This is a genomic window from Streptomyces sp. NPDC001153 (assembly GCF_053598315.1).
In genome coordinates this window covers 29,420-46,316 of sequence record NZ_JBSFJZ010000054.1, presented here as the reverse complement: position 1 = coordinate 46,316, position 16,897 = coordinate 29,420, and the positions used below count along the sequence as shown (strand labels likewise).

Annotated in this window: 13 protein-coding genes and 1 riboswitch; of the genes, 9 read left to right on the top strand and 4 right to left on the bottom strand. The window is 71.5% G+C overall.

Annotated features, from left to right (window positions below):
• The first annotated feature begins 497 nt into the window (after window positions 1-497).
• Window positions 498-680: riboswitch (cyclic di-AMP (ydaO/yuaA leader) on the top strand.
• Window positions 681-685: 5 nt separating this feature from the next.
• On the top strand, window positions 686-1,177 hold the full coding sequence (locus ACWDEN_RS41035) for a transglycosylase SLT domain-containing protein (RefSeq protein ID WP_351617461.1): 492 nt from the start codon (window positions 686-688) through the stop codon (window positions 1,175-1,177).
• A 182-nt stretch (window positions 1,178-1,359) separates the two neighbouring features.
• On the opposite strand, the gene ACWDEN_RS41030 is transcribed toward ACWDEN_RS41035, so the two are convergent.
• The 3 genes from ACWDEN_RS41030 to ACWDEN_RS41020 form a co-directional block, all read right to left on the bottom strand.
• On the bottom strand, window positions 1,360-2,172 hold the full coding sequence (locus ACWDEN_RS41030) for an HAD family hydrolase (protein WP_450863062.1): 813 nt from the start codon (window positions 2,170-2,172) through the stop codon (window positions 1,360-1,362).
• A gap of 137 nt (window positions 2,173-2,309) precedes the next feature.
• Window positions 2,310-3,512 (bottom strand): FAD-dependent oxidoreductase, encoded by a 1,203-nt coding sequence (locus ACWDEN_RS41025; RefSeq protein WP_351617457.1) that lies wholly within the window; start codon window positions 3,510-3,512, stop codon window positions 2,310-2,312.
• Between the two features lie 47 nt (window positions 3,513-3,559).
• Window positions 3,560-4,804, bottom strand: a complete 1,245-nt coding sequence (locus ACWDEN_RS41020) for a carboxylate--amine ligase (RefSeq protein WP_351617489.1) — start codon at window positions 4,802-4,804, stop codon at window positions 3,560-3,562.
• 305 nt (window positions 4,805-5,109) lie between these two features.
• Here ACWDEN_RS41020 and fahA point away from each other — a divergent pair, with 305 nt between their 5' ends.
• The 8 genes from fahA (at window position 5,110) to ACWDEN_RS40980 (ending at window position 14,688) form a co-directional block, all read left to right on the top strand.
• Window positions 5,110-6,327 carry a fumarylacetoacetase gene (gene fahA / locus ACWDEN_RS41015; RefSeq protein WP_351617455.1) on the top strand — a complete coding sequence of 406 codons (1,218 nt, stop codon included), beginning with the start codon at window positions 5,110-5,112 and terminating at the stop codon, window positions 6,325-6,327.
• Window positions 6,328-6,705: 378 nt separating this feature from the next.
• Complete coding sequence (locus ACWDEN_RS41010; RefSeq protein ID WP_351617453.1) at window positions 6,706-7,644, top strand: M56 family metallopeptidase; 939 nt, start codon at window positions 6,706-6,708, stop codon at window positions 7,642-7,644.
• A gap of 159 nt (window positions 7,645-7,803) precedes the next feature.
• Window positions 7,804-8,592 carry a GntR family transcriptional regulator gene (locus tag ACWDEN_RS41005; RefSeq protein ID WP_351617450.1) on the top strand — a complete coding sequence of 263 codons (789 nt, stop codon included), beginning with the start codon at window positions 7,804-7,806 and terminating at the stop codon, window positions 8,590-8,592.
• A gap of 47 nt (window positions 8,593-8,639) precedes the next feature.
• Window positions 8,640-8,867: a 4Fe-4S dicluster domain-containing protein gene (locus ACWDEN_RS41000; RefSeq protein ID WP_031166915.1), complete on the top strand. Its 228-nt coding sequence runs from the start codon at window positions 8,640-8,642 to the stop codon at window positions 8,865-8,867.
• A 14-nt stretch (window positions 8,868-8,881) separates the two neighbouring features.
• A complete protein-coding gene (locus tag ACWDEN_RS40995) occupies window positions 8,882-10,225 on the top strand; it encodes an ABC transporter substrate-binding protein (RefSeq protein ID WP_450863059.1) in 1,344 nt (447 codons plus the stop codon).
• Window positions 10,222-11,139 (top strand): ABC transporter permease, encoded by a 918-nt coding sequence (locus ACWDEN_RS40990; RefSeq protein WP_450863057.1) that lies wholly within the window; start codon window positions 10,222-10,224, stop codon window positions 11,137-11,139. Before ACWDEN_RS40995 ends, ACWDEN_RS40990 begins: the two co-directional genes overlap by 4 nt.
• Complete coding sequence (locus tag ACWDEN_RS40985) at window positions 11,123-11,911, top strand: ABC transporter ATP-binding protein (RefSeq protein ID WP_450863055.1); 789 nt, start codon at window positions 11,123-11,125, stop codon at window positions 11,909-11,911. Before ACWDEN_RS40990 ends, ACWDEN_RS40985 begins: the two co-directional genes overlap by 17 nt.
• A gap of 11 nt (window positions 11,912-11,922) precedes the next feature.
• Entirely contained in the window at window positions 11,923-14,688 is a 2,766-nt protein-coding gene (locus ACWDEN_RS40980; protein ID WP_450863053.1) for a fumarate reductase/succinate dehydrogenase flavoprotein subunit, read from the top strand.
• Window positions 14,689-14,724: 36 nt separating this feature from the next.
• On the opposite strand, the gene recQ is transcribed toward ACWDEN_RS40980, so the two are convergent.
• Window positions 14,725-16,713: a DNA helicase RecQ gene (recQ, locus tag ACWDEN_RS40975; protein WP_450863051.1), complete on the bottom strand. Its 1,989-nt coding sequence runs from the start codon at window positions 16,711-16,713 to the stop codon at window positions 14,725-14,727.
• Window positions 16,714-16,897: the final 184 nt, after the last annotated feature.

Genomic DNA, 16,897 nt, shown 5'->3' with positions numbered 1-16,897 from the left:
CAAGTCAGCGTATCCGGTCCTGTTTCGATCACCGATAGCGCCCACCGGTCCAGCCTGGGCGGTATCGGATCACGACCAGTATGTTTTTGATCAAGTGATATGAGCGGACATTCATCGACTTAACAGGAACAGGCACGGTTTGTCGCGAGCCGAGGAGGCGAGCGGAGTAATACCTACGCCCCGGACAACGACAGGCGCCGCGTCGCGGGTTCCACCACCACCCGCCCGACCCACCCAAATCCCCTATGTCTGATTTGAAATACTTTGTTATTTCGTGAGTTGAGTCACGCACGACCTTCGGCGCCGTGGAGCCGTCAGGCCTCCTCTCCCCTTCCCCTGTCGGCGAGTTGAGGGTTGGCAAACGCAAAGGATCAAGTACCCCAAACGGCACAGACAAAGGTCAAATGGTGCGTTGTGTGAATCGAGTACTTGTTCCCGACATGTGCTCTCGCATACGTTCCGGCCGTCGGGCGGACGCCGAATCCTGCCGCCGCCCGCGTAACCCATCGACGAACTCATTCGTACGGCAGGAGCGGGGGACCCAGGTAAGTCCGCCGGACCGGACGGCACACGCCGCGCCGGAACGGCTAGGGGTGAAGCCCTGTCTTCGCACGAAGGCAAGGCCGGGCACCTCCCCGCCCGAACCCGACAGCTCACCTCGCAGGCGCCGGAGAGGACTTCCTTCATGCCCGCTGCCGCTCAGCCCCGCCGCACCCGCACCACCCGCCTCGCCCGTGCCTTCGCCGTCGCCGGCACCGGTGCCGCCGTCCTCGCTGTGTCGCTCGTCGGCGCCACCAGCGCCTCCGCGGCCACCGGCACGACCACCAAGACCGCCGCCACCACCGTCGCCGGGTACCCCAACAACCTCGACGGCTGGATCCGCGAGTCCCTCGCGATCATGGCCCAGAAGGGCATCCCGGGCACCTACAACGGCATTTACCGCAACGTCATGCGGGAGTCCTCCGGCAACCCGCGCGCCATCAACCTCTGGGACTCCAACGCCGCCGCGGGCATCCCGTCCAAGGGTCTGCTCCAGGTGATCGACCCGACCTTCAACGCGTACCACGTGGCCGGCACCTCCTTCGACCCCTACGACCCGGTCGCCAACATCACCGCGGCCTGCAACTACGCCGCCGCCCGGTACGGGTCGATCGACAACGTGTTCAGCGCGTACTGACGGTCCCGCCGACCGGCGCGGAATCGGCCGCCCGGCGTGTGCCCACACCTGACGGAGGGGCACGCGCCGGGCGGCCGTCACTCTTCCGGGGACGGCCGTGCACCTGGGACACCCGTGCACCGAGGACGGTCGTGTACAGGGCGGGCCGGGGCGCTGGGCACGGTCCTGTACTGATGTGCCGGTCAGTCGGTCGGGAACAGTCTTTCGAGGACGACCGCGATGCCGTCCTGCTCGTTCGACAGGGTGATCTCGTCGGCCGCCGCCTTGAGTTCGGGGTGCGCGTTGGCCATGGCGACTCCGTGTCCGGCCCAGTCGAACATCGGGATGTCGTTGGGCATGTCGCCGAACGCCAGCGCCTCCTCCGCCGCGATCCCGAGCCGCTCGGCGGCCAGCGCGAGACCGGTCGCCTTGGTCACCCCGGACGGCTGGAGCTCCACGGTCCCCGGCCCGGACATGGTGACCGTGGCCAGCGAGCCCACCACCGCGCGTGCGATGGCCGCCAACTCGTCGTCGGACAGTCCGGCGTGGCGCAGCAGCACCTTGCTGATCGGCGCGCACCACAGGTCGTCGCGCCGGCCGACCCGGACCGCGGGCAGGGTCGGGTGCGGCATCCGGTAGCCGGGCTCGATGAGCGTGAGCCCCTCGACCCCGTCCTGGTCGACGGCCGCGTACACCTGCCCCACCTCGGCCTCGATCTTGCCGAGCGCGGTCTCGGCCAGCTCCCGGTCCAGCCGGACCGACCACAGCAGGCGGCCGGTCCCGGCGTCGTAGACCTGTGCGCCCTGCCCGCACACCGCGAGCCCCGTACAGCCGAGGTGTGCCAGCAGCGGCCGTACCCGCGGGGCCGGGCGGCCCGTCACCACCAGGTGCCGGGCGCCGGCCCGCGCCACCCGCGCGAGCGCGGCGAGCGACCGGTCGGAGACGGTGTCGTCGCCGCGCAGCAGCGTTCCGTCCAGGTCGGTGGCGATCAGTGCGTATGCGGGGGTGGCTGCCATGATCAGAGAATACGGATACCGGGCCCCGCCGACTCACCTTGTCGTCCTGCGCACTTACGTACTGGTCCACCCCAAGTAGTGCCGACCGGCTCCTCGTTGATGATTGTTGACGGGGGGCTCAGGCGCGGCCGGCGGCCTCAGCCGTGGGCCGACGCCACGTGTTTCGCCAGGCGTGGGGAGGCGAACTCCGTGCCGCAGACGAAGCGCATCACCGGGCCGTACGACGATGCCGCCGGCAGGCCGGTGAAGTACAGGCCGGGAACGGACGAGACGAAGCCGGGGCCGAGCTTCGGTGTGCCGCGGCTCACCGCGAGCCGGGTGCGCAGCTCATGGCCGAGGAAGTCCATCGCCGCGACGTCGACACGGTAGCCGGTAGCGGCGATGACGTGGTCGGCGGTGAGCCGCTCGATGTGCCCGCCGTGGGTGCGGACGGTGAGGACGGGGCTGCCGTCCGGTGCCTCGGTGCTCACCACTCGCGCCACGTCCTGCACCTGCACCGCGCTCTCGAAGCGCTCGCGCAGCCACCAGGCGCCGAGCGGTCCGAGCACGCGGCGGACCAGGAAGTGGCGGGTGGCCTCGGGCAGATAGCGGTAGGGGTGCGGGTAGTAGCTGAACGCCCAGAGCGACCAGGCGCGGCCGAACGGGGACTCGGGGCGCAGCTTCGGCTGCTCCCAGGGCGGCGCGCCGAAGGCGACCCGGCCGCGGCCGCGCGCGACGACACGCACGCGTGCCCCCGCCTCGGCGGCGAGCGCCGCCGTCTCCAGCGCGGACTGGCCGGAGCCGACCACGATGAGCTCCTTGCCGGCGAAACGGCGCAAATCGTGATGCTGGGAGCTGTGCGAGACCGGGCCGGTGGCCGCCGGCCCGTCGGCCGCGGCTCCCGCGAGCTCCGCGGGCAGGTGCGCGAGGCCCGCCAGACCGGTGGCGACGACGACCGCGCGCGCGGTGAACATCTCCCCCGAGTCCAGCTTCAGCTCGAAGCAGCCGCTCTTGTCGCGGTCCACGGAGACGACCCGCACCCGCTCCAGGTCGGGGACCAGCTTCTGCTGGAACCACTCACCGTAGGCGATGAACGTATCCACCGGGATGATGTCCTCGTCGGCCACCAGGCGCCTGATCCCGGCCGCGTCGCAGTAGTCGGCGAGGGTGTGGCCGGGCTGCGGGCAGTCGAAGTTCGAGGCGGCGGGCGTGGACTTCAGGAGCATGCCCTCGGGCATGTGGTCGCTCCAGCTGACCATGGGGTCGCCGAAGACGCGGACGGGGATGCCGCGCGCCCGCAGATGGGCGGCGGTGGACAGGCCGAACGGCCCGGCCCCGATGACTGCAACCGGTCGAGTCACGAAGTCCCTCCCCAGGACATGGTGCGCCACTCTTTGTGTGGCTTTGCCTACTTCGTGGAGGTGCCGCTGCCGCGGCGATTGGTCCGCCACAGCTGATAGAGGTGCTTCGCGCCCGGGCGCACGAAGCGGGCGAGCATCGTGAGGAACGGCAGCGGGTCGTCACCCGCGAGCCAGGCCAGCTCCGTCCCGCTCGCCTTCGCCGGCGCGTGCGGCGTCGTATAGCCGCTGCGGCGGTAGGCGAGGAGGGCGGGGAGGTCGATGTTCTCCACGATGTAGCGGTGGCCGGCGCGCTGTTCCCCCTCCGGAACGGGGCGGCCGGTCAGGTTCAGGTGCATGGCGCGTACGACGTCCACGCCCGACTCGTTCTCGAACAGCCGGAACTGGGCGCCCGTGCGCGGGTTGAAGTCGAGGAGCTTGTACTGTCCGTCGCGCCGGTCGAAGCGCAGGTCGAGGTCGATGATGCCGCTGTAGCCGATCTGTTTGATGAAACGCGCGGCGAGGTCGGTGAGTTCCGGGTTGTCGACGACGTACGCGTTCGCCGTCATGCCGGCGTGCGGCGGCCACGAGCGGACCTTGACACCGGTGAACAGCGCGAGCGGGCTTGCGTCCTGGTCGAAGCAGGCGTGCACGATCCAGTCCTCGGCCTCCTCGCGCGGCAGGTACTCCTGGAGGATCACCCCCGGCCGTTCGCCCCAGTCACGCGCGAGGGTGAGCAGGCCCTCACGGGTGGCGATCCGCGTGGTGCCGTTGACGGCGGGCTGTTTGCGCCGGACGAACGCCTCCCGGTTCTTGGCCACCACCGGAAAGCGGGCCGAGTCCGCGAAGGCGACGATGTCCTCGTACGACTCCGGGAACGCCGACGCGGGGGTCGCGATGCCGTGTTCCAGGCACAGTTCGTGCAAGCCCTGCTTGCTGGCGAGCCGACGCGGCAGCGCGGGGTCGACGCGCGGGAAGAGAAAGGAACCGGCCAGCTCGTCCTGGTGCTCGGCGATCAGTACGGCGGCCTCCTCGTCGGTCGGGACGAGGACGGCGGGGCGGCCGATGCGGCGGCCGATGCGCAGCAGGCCCTCGACCAGGCGGCCCGCGTCCTCCGCGCCGGTCGTCGGCCACACGAAGGCCTTCTTCAGATAGCGGGAGGAGGCCGCGGGCGTGTAGGCGTCCTCGGTGATGGCGTACATGGGCACGCCGAGCCGACCCAGGCTGCGGATCGCGCCGACACCGCCATGGTGCAGCGGATAGTCGCCGAACTTGACGATCAGCCCTGGTACGTCCCGGTCCGCCTCGAACGGCACACCGACGGTGTCTCCGGCCACGGGTCCCCCCACGTGTCCCCCCAACGGAACGGACCCACCCCGTCCGTGTCCCCAAAGGACGCTAAGCCGGAATTGCCGCCTCCGACAAGGCCTATTCGGACATTGCGAACTCTTTAGCCAGGATGCGGGCAACCTTTCGAAGGCCCTGCGACACACACGTTTCGGACACCGTGACGGGTGTCGCAGGAGGCTCTGCCCAAGACACGCATCACGGCCGTAACGTGTGGCGCGACCACATGGAACGAGCGCCATGCACGGCCCGGATGAGAGTGAGGCAGCACCCCATGCCCCCCTTCGACGTCCCCGAGGGCGACCCCTTCGGCCCGCACAACCTTCCCTATGGCGTGTTCTCGCCCTCCGGCAGCACGGAGCGGAGGGTCGGTGTCCGGCTCGGGGACCAGGTCCTCGACGCGGGCGCCGCGGCGGCCGCCCTCGGCTCGCCGCACCACACGCTGCTCGCGCGGCCCACCCTCAACGCACTGCTGGCCGCCGGCCGCCCGGCCTGGACAGAGGTACGGCGCGCCATCACGGCCTGGATCACGGACCCCGCACACCGCGAGGCCGTCGAGCCGCTGTTCCACCCCCTGTCCGAGGTGACCCTGCACCTGCCCTTCGAGGTGGCGGACTACGTCGACTTCTACGCCTCGGAGAACCACGCCCGCAACGTCGGCCAGATCTTCCGCCCGGACGCCGAGGACTCCCTCACCCCCAACTGGAAGCACCTCCCGATCGGTTACCACGGCCGCTCCGGCACGGTCGTCGTCTCCGGCACGGACGTCGTACGGCCGTCCGGGCAGCGCAAGGCCCCGGCCGACCCGGCACCCGTCTTCGGCCCGTCGGTCCGGCTGGACATCGAGGCCGAGGTCGGCTTCGTCGTGGGCGTGCCGTCCGGACTGGGCCGGCCGGTCGCGCTCGGCCACTTCCGCGAGCACGTCTTCGGGCTGTGCCTGCTGAACGACTGGTCCGCACGGGACATCCAGGCCTGGGAGTACGTCCCCCTCGGCCCCTTCCTCGGCAAGTCCTTCGCGACCTCGGTGTCGGCGTGGATCACCCCGCTGGACGCGCTGGAGCACGCGCGCGTGGCGCCTCCGGAGCGCACGCACCCGCTGCTGCCCTACCTGGACGACTCGGCACCCGGCATCGAGCCCGGCGGCTACGACCTGCGGATTTCCATCGCCATCAACGGCCACGTGGTCTCCGAGCCGCCTTTTTCGACCATGTACTGGACCGCCGCCCAGCAGCTCGCCCACATGACGGTGAACGGCGCCTCGCTGCGCACCGGCGACCTGTACGGCTCGGGCACGGTGAGCGGCCCCGAGGAGCGTCAGCGCGGCTCGCTGCTGGAGCTGACCTGGAACGGCCGCGACCCTCTCGAACTCCCCGAGGGCAAGCGGGCCTTCCTGGAGGACGGCGACGTGGTGACCCTGTCGGCCTGGGCCCCCGGCGCGGACGGACGCCGGGTCGGACTGGGGGAGGTCAGCGGACGCGTCGTGGCGGGCTGAGCGGCGCCGCGGCGCGCGGCGTCGGACAAGGGGCGCCGGGGTGACCGGCGCCTCGTAGCAGGAGATCGACGAGTCCGCCGGAGCGACCATCGTGGACTCCTGGAGGCGGTGCGGCAGGCTCTGCGGGACCGGGAGGCGTAGGGCCTCCCCATCCTGCGGGGCGGCAAACGGGCAAGCCGGGGAGCAGGCGGCCGGATGCGCGGACAGGCGGCCGGATACGCGGAACGGATCACTGCTCGAGCCCTGACTCCCGCCGCCCCGCACCGTCATACTGGGGCGCGGACACGGACCCCACGAGGCGCCCTCGGCGCATCGCCCCGCACCACCCGCACCACCTGACACCCGCACAACTCTCCGACCAGGAACCGGAGCCCCGGCATGACCGTCTGCCTGCTCCTGCTGAGCGTCGTCGCCCTGACGGCCGCCCTGCCGGCGCCGCGCGCGCTGACCCGTGCCGCATGGCCCGAGCGGGACCCCGTGGTCGCGTTGTGGGTGTGGCAGTGCCTGGTCGCCACCGTCCTGCTGTGCTGCCTGGCCGCACTGGTCCTGGGCACAGCGGCCGTCTTCCACACCGTCCGCGACCGCGTGTTCGCCCCCGCACCGCCCTCCGTCACCGCCGCCTACGACCTCTCCTCCGCGCCGGTGTGGGCCGCCACCCTCACCGTGCTGCTCGCCTGCGGGGCGGCCTGGACGACGGCGATGCTGGCGCGGGAACTCTTCGAAGCCCGCCGCAGCCGTGGCCAGGCCCGCGCACAGCTCCGGGAGCGCGCCCCCGACCTGCCGGCCGGACTGCCGGCGGCACGCGGCCCGATGCTGGTGCTGGAGGACGAGTACCCGGACGCCTGGTGGATGCCCGGACACCCACCGCAGTTGGTCGTCACCACGGGCGCGCTCCACCGGCTCACCGACCACCAGCTGGACGCCGTCCTCACCCACGAGCGCGGGCACGCGCGTGCCCACCACGACTGGCTGCTGCACCTGTCCACCGCGCTCGCCACGGGCTTCCCGCGCGTGCCGCTGTTCGCCCACTTCTGTGACCAGACGCACCGCCTGGTCGAGCTGGCCGCCGACGACACGGCATCCCGGCGCTGCGGCCACCTCACCACGGCCCTCGCGCTGATCGAGCTGAACCAGCACCGTGGCGTCCTGTCCTGTGACTCCAGCCGCCGCCTCCTCGGCGAACGCGTGGACCGGCTGCTGGAACCGCCGCCACGGCTGCTGCGCCGGCACCGGGCCCTGACGACTGCGGTGGCCGCCCTGGTGCCGTTGCTACCGCTTCTCATCACGTTCGCGCCGGGACTGACCGCACTGTCCTGACGGCGTCGTCCCGGGCGGGTTCGCCAGGTTGCCGCCGAGTGGCAGATCTTCCCGTCCGGAGAGGAGAGCCCACAGGTCAGCGGCATATCCAACGCCCCCTCACCTGGCGCAACACTTCGGCAACACGACTTTCCCTACCGCATCGGTATGGTTCCAGCCATGCCACCCACCGACCGTCCCCGAGACCACGCCGGTCAGGGCGCCGCGACCACGGTCGCCGCCCACCGCACGCGTCGTCGGCTGCGTGCGGACCGGGCCCGGCAGCTCGCCGACCTGTTGCGCCACCAGATCCTCACCGGCGCCTTCCAGAACGGCCCCCTTCCCCACGAGTCCACCCTCGCCGCCGACTACCGCGCCTCCCGCAACACCGTTCGCCAGGCCCTGGACCTCCTCAGGGCCGAGGGACTGGTGGAACGGCTGCCCGGAGTCGGCACCGTGGTCGTCGCCCGGAAATACCCGCACGGGCTCGACCGTCTCATGGGCCTCGCGGAAACCCTCCGCGAGCACGGTCGCGTCACCAACGAGGTCCGCACCATGGGCCCCGCCCCCGCGCCCAGCCCGGTCGCCGACCGCCTCCACGTCCCCGCCGGCGCCGACGTCCTCTACATCGAACGCCTGCGCCGCCTGAACGGCCTCCCCCTCTCCCTCGACCTCACCTACATCCCGCTCGACATCGGCACCGCCCTGCTCGGCGCCGACCTTGAGAACACCGATGTCTTCCGCCTCCTGGAAGCCATCACCGGACAGCCCCTCGGCCATGCCGAGATCACCCTGGAGGCGGTGACGGCGGACGCCCACTCCGCCGCCGTGCTCCAGGCCCCGCGCGGCGCCGCCGTGCTCATGCTGGAACGCCTCACTCACCTCGCCGACGGCCGCCCCGTCGACCTGGAGTTCATCCGCTTCCGCGGCGACCGGATCACCATGAGCGGCCTGCTCCACCGGTCGTAGACACCCCGCCGCACCCGCCCCTGCCTGCACGTTTCCTGGAGACAGCCATGCCCTTGGCGCCCCAGCGGGCCGACGTGCCCGTGACCATCGACGAGTCGAAGTGCATCGACGGCTGCACCCTCTGCGTGGACATGTGCCCGCTGGACTCCCTCGCCATCGACGAGACCAACGGCAAGGCGTACATGCACGTCGACGAGTGCTGGTACTGCGGCCCCTGCGCAGCCCGCTGCCCCACCGGAGCCGTCACGGTCAACATGCCCTACCTGCTGCGGTGAGAGGTACAACCACCATGAAACGAACGGCAGTCGCCGCATCCGCCGCCGCGCTCCTCCTTCCCCTGTCCGCCTGCGGCGGCAGCGCTGAGGCCGGCAGCGACTCGACGGTCACCGTGACCGTCGGCTACCAGTCCAAAACCATCAACACCGTCACCGCGGGTACTCTGCTGCGCTCCCTCGGTTCCTTCGAGAAGCAGCTCGACTCCCTGCACGACGGCCACACCTACAAGGTCGACTGGCAGGACTACGCCACCGGCGCCCCGATCACCGCCCAGATGACCGCGGGCAAGATCGACATCGGCTCGATGGGCGACTTCCCGCTGCTGCTCAACGCGGCCCGCGGCGAACAGCTCGGCCGCCCCACCCACCTGGTCTCAGTGACCGGCTACAACCTGCGCGGCGGCCTGAACACCGTCGTCACCGCGCCCGGATCGAAGCTCACCTCCCTGCAGGACCTGACGGGCAAGAGGGTCTCCACAAGCGTCGGATCCGCCGCCGACGGCACCCTCGTACGGGCCCTGCAACGCGCCGGCATCGATCCGGACAAGGGCATCTCCAAACTCAACCAGCAGCCTGCCGTGGGCGCCTCGGCGCTCTCCTCCGGCGGCGTGGACGCCCTGTCGCAGTTCGTCGCCTGGCCGGGCCTGCTCGCCTACCAGGGAAAGGCGAAGGCCCTGTACGACGGCGCCCAGCTGAACCTGCCCACCTTCCACGGCGTCACCGCCCGCGAGGACTTCGCCAAGCAGCACCCCGGCGTTCTGGAGGCCTTCCTCAAGGCCCAGGCAGAGGCGACGGACTACCTCAACTCCCACCCCGTGGCCGCCGCAGAGCAGGTCGCGAAGGCCACCGGCCTGCCCGCCGAGGTCGTCTACCTCTACAACGGCGCCCACGGCATCGCCACCTTCGACCCCGCCGTCAAGCCGCAGCTGGTCTCCGCGCTGAAACAGGACGTGTCCGTACTGAAGGCCGCCAAACTGACCGGCGACATCGACGTGGGCTCCTTCACCGACGACCGGTACATCAAGAAGGCCCTCGGCGCCTCCTACGCCCGGCGGCTTGCCGCCGGACCTCCGCCGGCCGCGTGCGAGGTATGGCCCAAGGGCAGCGAGAAGACCGTCTCCTTCAAGTCCCCCAAGCAACTGCTGACCTACGTGGCCGGCCACCGGGGCGACATCCGCGCCGCCTACGTACCTGACCCCACCACCGGCACCCTCTGGTTCGCCGACAAGGCGGTGTGGGTGGCCGACGGCGACCAGCTGCTGCCCTTCGTCACACCGGCGACCGCGCAGACCTACGTCGCCGCCCACGGCGGTGCCCGTACGGTGTCCTACCGCGAGGCTCTGGAGCGTGCCTCATGAGCCGGCGCCCCCTGGTCCGTTATGCGCTGCGGACGGCCTCCCTCGCCGCTTTCCTCGGGCTTTGGCAGTTGCTGACCAGCCTGAACGTCGACCTGTGGCTGCGCTTCTCGCAGTTCCCGACGGTCACCGACGTGGCCCGTGCCTTCGCGGACCGGCTCTCCGGGAGCGACTACTGGACCGACCTCACCGACAGCCTCACCCGGATCCTCACCGGCTTCTCGCTGGCGGCCGTTCTGGGCGTGGCGACCGGCGTGCTCGTGGCCCGCTCGCGCCTCGCCGAAGATCTGCTCGGCCCGGTCCTGGAGGTGATCCGCCCGATCCCGGCCATCGCCCTCGTCCCGGTCGCGATCCTCCTCTTCCCGTCCAACGAGCAGGGCATCGTCTTCATCACCTGCACCGCCGCCTTCTTCCCCGTGCTGGTCTCCACCCGGCACGCGGTCCGCGCGCTGACCCCCGTCTGGGAAGAGGCGGTGCGCACCATGGGCGGCGGCCGGCTGCGGATCCTCGGGTCGGTCGTGCTGCCGGGCGCGCTGCCCGGCATCTTCGGCGGGCTGTCGGTCGGCATCGGCGTGTCGTGGATCTGCGTGATCTCCGCCGAGATGATCTCCGGCCAGTACGGGGTCGGCTACCGCACCTGGCAGGACTACACGGTGGTGAACTACCCGGGCGTCTTCGTCGGCATGGTCACGATCGGCGTCCTCGGCTGGGTCACCTCCACGGCCGTGGAACTCCTCGGCCGGCGCCTGACCCACTGGCTGCCCCGCACCTCGTACGTCCCCGGTGGCCGCAGCACCTGCGTGCCCCGGCCTGTCGCCGTCTCCGTTCGTGCCGACAACGATTCCGAGCACCAGGCCCAGCCCGAGCAACAGGGCCACAAGGACGCCGAGGAGGCCCGCGATGAGCACCTCGTCTGAGACCGTCACAGCTCCCACCACGTCGGCATCGGGCGCCATAGGCGGCACCCGGCTCGCCTTGCGTTCCGCCGTGCTCGGCCGCCCGGACGCGCCGGTGCTGTACGACGTCGACCTGGATGTCTCCCCAGGCGAGATCCTCACCGTCGTCGGCCTCTCCGGCTGTGGCAAGTCCACGCTGCTGCGCACCCTCGCCGGCTTGCTGCCTCCGTTGGACGGCGTCGCCGAGGTGGACGGGCGGCCGCTGGCTGGCGCCTCGGCCGACCGCGCGCTGGTCTTCCAGGAGGACGCACTGCTGCCCTGGCGCACCTTGCGCGGGAACGTAGAACTGCCGCTCGCCATCAGCGGCGTACCACGCTCCGAACGCGGTTCCCGGGCCGAGTCCTGGCTCGCCCGCGTCGGACTCAGTGCGCAGGCCGGGCAGTTGCCGCACCGGGTGTCCGGCGGGCAGCGCCAGCGCGCCCAGTTGGCCCGCGCACTGGCCGACAGCCCGCGCGCCGTCCTCATGGACGAGCCCTTCGGCGCCCTCGACGCCCAGACCCGCTCCGGCATGCAGGACCTGCTGGTGGAGGTGTTGCGCGGGACGGGCGCGACCGTCGTCTTCGTCACGCACGACGTCGACGAGGCCCTCTTCCTCGGCGACCGTGTGGCCGTGCTCGGCTCGGGCCGGGTGGCCGCCGTACGGGACGTGCCCGGGCCACGTGACCGCGGGGCCCTGGGCGACCCGGCCCGCGTGGCCCTGCGCCGCGACATCCTCACCTCGCTCGGCTCCTGAAAGGCACCCCGGTGACCACCCCCGCCACCTTTTCCCCCGAGATTCCCCCCGTCACCGACGCCGAGGAGCTGACCTGCGACGTCCTCGTCATCGGTGGCGGCACCGCCGGCACCATGGCCGCCCTGACCGCCGCCGAGCGCGGCGCGAACGTCCTGCTGCTGGAGAAGGCCCACGTCCGTCACTCCGGCGCGCTCGCCATGGGCATGGACGGCGTCAACAACGCGGTCATCCCCGGCCGTGCCGAACCCGACGACTACGTCGCCGAGATCACCCGCGCCAACGACGGCATCGTGGACCAGTCCACCGTCCGCCAGACCGCCACCCGCGGTTTCACCATGGTGCAGCGGCTGGAGTCGTACGGCGTCAAGTTCGAGAAGGACGAGCACGGTGAGTACGCGGTGCGCCAGGTGCATCGCTCCGGCTCGTACGTACTGCCCATGCCAGAGGGCAAGGACGTCAAAAAGGTCCTGTACCGGCAGTTGCGGCGGCACGAGATGCGGGAGCGGATCCGGATCGAGAACCGGGTGATGCCGGTCCGGGTCCTGACCGCGGAAGGGCGGGCCGTGGGCGCCGCGGGCTTCCACACCCGCACCGGCGCCTTCGTCACCGTCCGCGCGGGCGCCGTCATCCTCGCCACCGGCGCCTGTGGCCGGCTCGGCCTGCCCGCCTCCGGGTACCTCTACGGCACCTACGAGAACCCCACCAACGCCGGGGACGGGTACGCCATGGCCTACCACGCGGGCGCCGAGCTGACCGGCATCGAGTGCTTCCAGATCAACCCTCTGATCAAGGACTACAACGGACCGGCCTGCGCCTACGTCGCCAACCCCTTCGGCGGCTACCAGGTCAACCGGCACGGCGAGCGGTTCGTCGACTCCGACTACTGGTCGGGGCAGATGATGGCCGAGTTCGCCGAGGAGGTCGCCAGTGACCGCGGCCCGGTCTACCTCAAGCTCAGCCATCTCCCGGAGGAGTCGGTCTCCGCTCTGGAGTCGATCCTGCACTCCACCGAGCGGCCCACCCGGGGCACCTTCCACGCCGGCCGCGGACACGACTACCGCACCCACGACGTCGAGATGCACATCTCCGAGATCGGCCTGTGCGGCGGCCACTCCGCCTCCGGAGTCCGCGTCGACGCCCACGCCCGTACGACCGTCCCCCGCCTGTACGCCGCCGGCGACCTCGCCTGCGTCCCGCACAACTACATGATCGGCGCTTTCGTCTTCGGCGACCTCGCGGGCGCGGACGCCGCCCAGTACACGGCCTACGAGGGTGAACTTCCCGCGGACCAGATGCGTGAGGCGCATGAGCTGATCTACCGCCCGCTGTGCAACCCCGACGGCCCGCCGCAGCCCCAGGTCGAGTACAAGCTGCGCCGTTTCGTGAACGACTACGTGGCACCGCCGAAGTCCGGCGCCCGGCTCTCGCTCGCCCTGGAGGCCTTCGAGCGGATGCGCGCCGACATCGCCGCCATGGGCGCCCGCACCCCGCACGAGCTGATGCGCTGCGCCGAGGTCACGTTCATCCGTGACTGCGCCGAGATGGCTGCTCGCGCCTCCCTCGCCCGCACCGAGTCCCGCTGGGGCCTCTACCACGACCGTCTCGACCACCCCGGCCGCGACGACATCTCCTGGTTCCACCATCTCGATCTGCACAAGTCCCCCTCTGGTGCCATGGAGTTCACGGCGCGCCCCGTGGCTCCGTACCTGGTTCCGGTCGAGGAGTTCGCGCCGGTCGGCGGTCCCTCCCGGAAGCTGGGCGAGGTCAGTCCGGAGCACGTGGCCACGGCCGGGCCGCGTGAGGTGGCGCCGGTCGCGGCCGGACCGACGTCCGCGCGTGCCACCGCCTCCGCCGACCGGGGGTGCGCGCCGGACGTCGCCTCACCCCGGCTCCTGGAGCTGCTGGAGCTGGCCGAGGCGAAACCCGAACTCGCCCTGTTCGAGGCCTACTTGACCGACACGGATCCCGCCGTCCGCCGTACGGCCGTCTCGGTCCTCACCGAGACCCTGCCTCCCGGCACCGGACAGGCCCTGGCCGGCGCCCTGGCCGATCCCGAGGCCGAGGTACGCGCGGCAGCCGCTGCCTCGCTGCGCGAGCTGGTCGAGACCCTGCCTCCCGAACCCGCCCTGGGCGCCGCCCTCACCGGCGCGCTCGCCTCGGCCGACCCCGTGGTCCGCGCCGCCGCCCTCGACGTACTGCGCGCCCTGCGGCTCGGCGAGGCCGGGGTGTTCGCGGCGGCGCTGGACGACCCGGACATCACGGTGCGCACCGAAGCCGTACGAGCGCTGGTCTCCGTCGACGCGGTCGGACCGCTGGCGGGTGCCGTGGACGATCCCTCCCGGGAGATCCGGGTCACCGTGGCCAAGGCCCTGGCCGCCGTCGGCTCGGCGTCCCCGGCCACGGCCGACCGGGAGCTGCTGGCCGCCGCCCTGGACCGGCTCACCGAGGACGGCGATCCCCTGGTGCGGGGGGCCGCGTTCGCCGCCCTGGCCGGCACCGGCTGCCCGGGCCCGCTCGCCCGCCGTGCCGTCGCCGCGCTGTCCGACCCCGCCTGGCAGGTCCGCTCCGGCGCCGCCACCGCGCTGTCTGCCGCGTCCCCCGGGACCGCCGTCCCCGCCCTGGCCAAGGCGCTGGCGGACCCCAACGCCGACGTGCGCAAGGCGGCGGTGATCGCCCTGACCCGGCACCGGGCCACGGAGGAGGCCCGCGCGGCCCTCGCCACGGCCGCGGTCGACACGGACGCGGACGTCAGGGCGTACGCGGCTCGGGGTCTGTGACGGCGACGCTCCCGCGTGTCGCCCCGGACCAGACCGCTATATCCAGTCGTCCGGCTCCGGCTCCGACTCCTCGTGCGGCTCCGGCCAGTCGGCCTCCTGCGCGTCGCCTGCGGTAGGGGCCGGGGCGTCCAGGGCTGCCAGCACGGCGAGCACGCCCTCCCCGTACGTCGCCAGCTTCTTCTCCCCGACGCCGCTCACCGTGCCGAGCTCACGCACCGAGCCGGGCCTGCGGGTGACGATCTCCCGCAGGGTGGCGTCGTGGAAGATGACGTACGCCGGCACGCCCTGCTCGCGGGCCTGTTCGGCACGCCAGGCACGCAACGCCTCGAAGGCCGGAAGGAGTTCGCCGGGCAGCTCGGCCGCGGCGGCCTTGGCCTTGCGGTCTCCACCGGAGGCGCCGGCCGACCTGGACCGGGAGGCGGCCGGCTTCTTGGGCTCCTTGCGCAGCGGTACCTCCCGCTCGCTCCGCAGCACGGAGCCGCTCGCCTCGGTGAGCACCAGAGTGCCGTACTCCCCCTCGACCGCGAGCAGACCCTGCGCCAGCAGCTGCCGGATGGCACCCCGCCACTCGGCCTCGGTGAGGTCCTGCCCGATGCCGAAGACGGACAGCTGGTCGTGGTCGAACTGGATCACCTTGCCGGTGCGCTTGCCGAGCAGGATGTCGACGATCTGCACGGCGCCGAACTTCTGGCCGCGCTCCCGCTGCAGCCGCACCACCGTCGACAGCACCTTCTGCGCGGCGATCGTGCCGTCCCAGGTCTCCGGCGGGGTGAGGCAGGTGTCGCAGTTGCCGCAGCCCGCCGCGTCAGGGTCCTGGCCGAAGTACGCGAGCAGCTGGCCACGGCGGCACTGGGCGGTCTCGCACAGCGCGAGCATCGAGTCGAGGTGGGCGGATGCGCGGCGGCGGAACGCCTCGTCGCCCTCGCCGGACTGGATCAGCTTGCGCTGCTGTATGACGTCGTTCAGGCCGTACGCCATCCAGGCCGTGGACGGCAGTCCGTCGCGTCCCGCGCGGCCGGTCTCCTGGTAGTAGCCTTCGATCGACTTGGGCAGGTCCAGGTGGGCGACGAACCGTACGTCCGGCTTGTCGATGCCCATGCCGAAGGCGATGGTCGCCACCACGACCAGGCCGTCCTCGCGCAGGAACCGGGACTGGTGGGCGGCGCGCAGGCCTCCGTCCAGGCCCGCGTGGTACGGCACCGCCTGGATGCCGTTGGCGGTCAGGAACTCCGCTGTCCGCTCCACCGAGTTGCGCGAGAGGCAGTAGACGATACCGGCGTCGCCCGGGTGCTCCTCGCGCAGGAAGGCGAGCAGCTGTTTCCTGGGGTCGGCCTTGGGCACGATCCGGTACTGGATGTTGGGCCGGTCGAAGCTGGCGACGAAGTGGCGGGCCGTCGGCAGGTTCAGCCGCTGGGTGATCTCCTCGTGGGTGGCGCGGGTGGCCGTGGCAGTGAGGGCGATGCGCGGGACGTCCGGCCAGCGCTCGCCGAGGAGGGACAGCGTCAGGTAGTCGGGGCGGAAGTCGTGACCCCACTGGGACACACAGTGCGCCTCGTCGATCGCGAAGACGGAGATCTTGCCGCGCGAGAGCAGGTCGAGCGTGCCCTCCAGGCGCAGCCGCTCCGGCGCCAGATACAGCAGGTCCAGTTCGCCGGCCAGGAACTCGGCCTCGACCATGCGCCGCTCGTCGAAGTCCTGCGTGGAGTTGATGAAGCCGGCCCGCACCCCGAGGGCACGCAGGGCGTCCACCTGGTCCTGCATGAGCGCGATCAGCGGCGAGATCACCACGCCCGTACCAGGTCTGACCAGGGCCGGGATCTGGTAGCACAGTGACTTGCCGCCGCCGGTGGGCATAAGGACGACGGCGTCACCGCCCGCCACGACATGCTCGATGACCGCTTCCTGCTCGCCCCGGAAAGCGTCGTATCCGAAGACCCGGTGCAGCGTGGCCAGCGCCTCGCTGTCGACCGCGCCCGGCCCCTCGGTCGCCTGTGGCATCTCCCTGATCCCGCCCATCGCACCCATCGTCCTGTCCCCCGTCGGTCCCCCGCGTGTCGTCCTCGACCACTGCCTCCACGATAGGGGTCCGGACCGACAGCCTCGGAGTTATCCACAGGCTGGGTCCGTTCTTCCGCCTGGCAAGCCCTGAAATACGCCGCTGCCCGGTGCCCTCCTGACCGAGGGTGCCGGGCAGCGGCGTCTTGCGAGG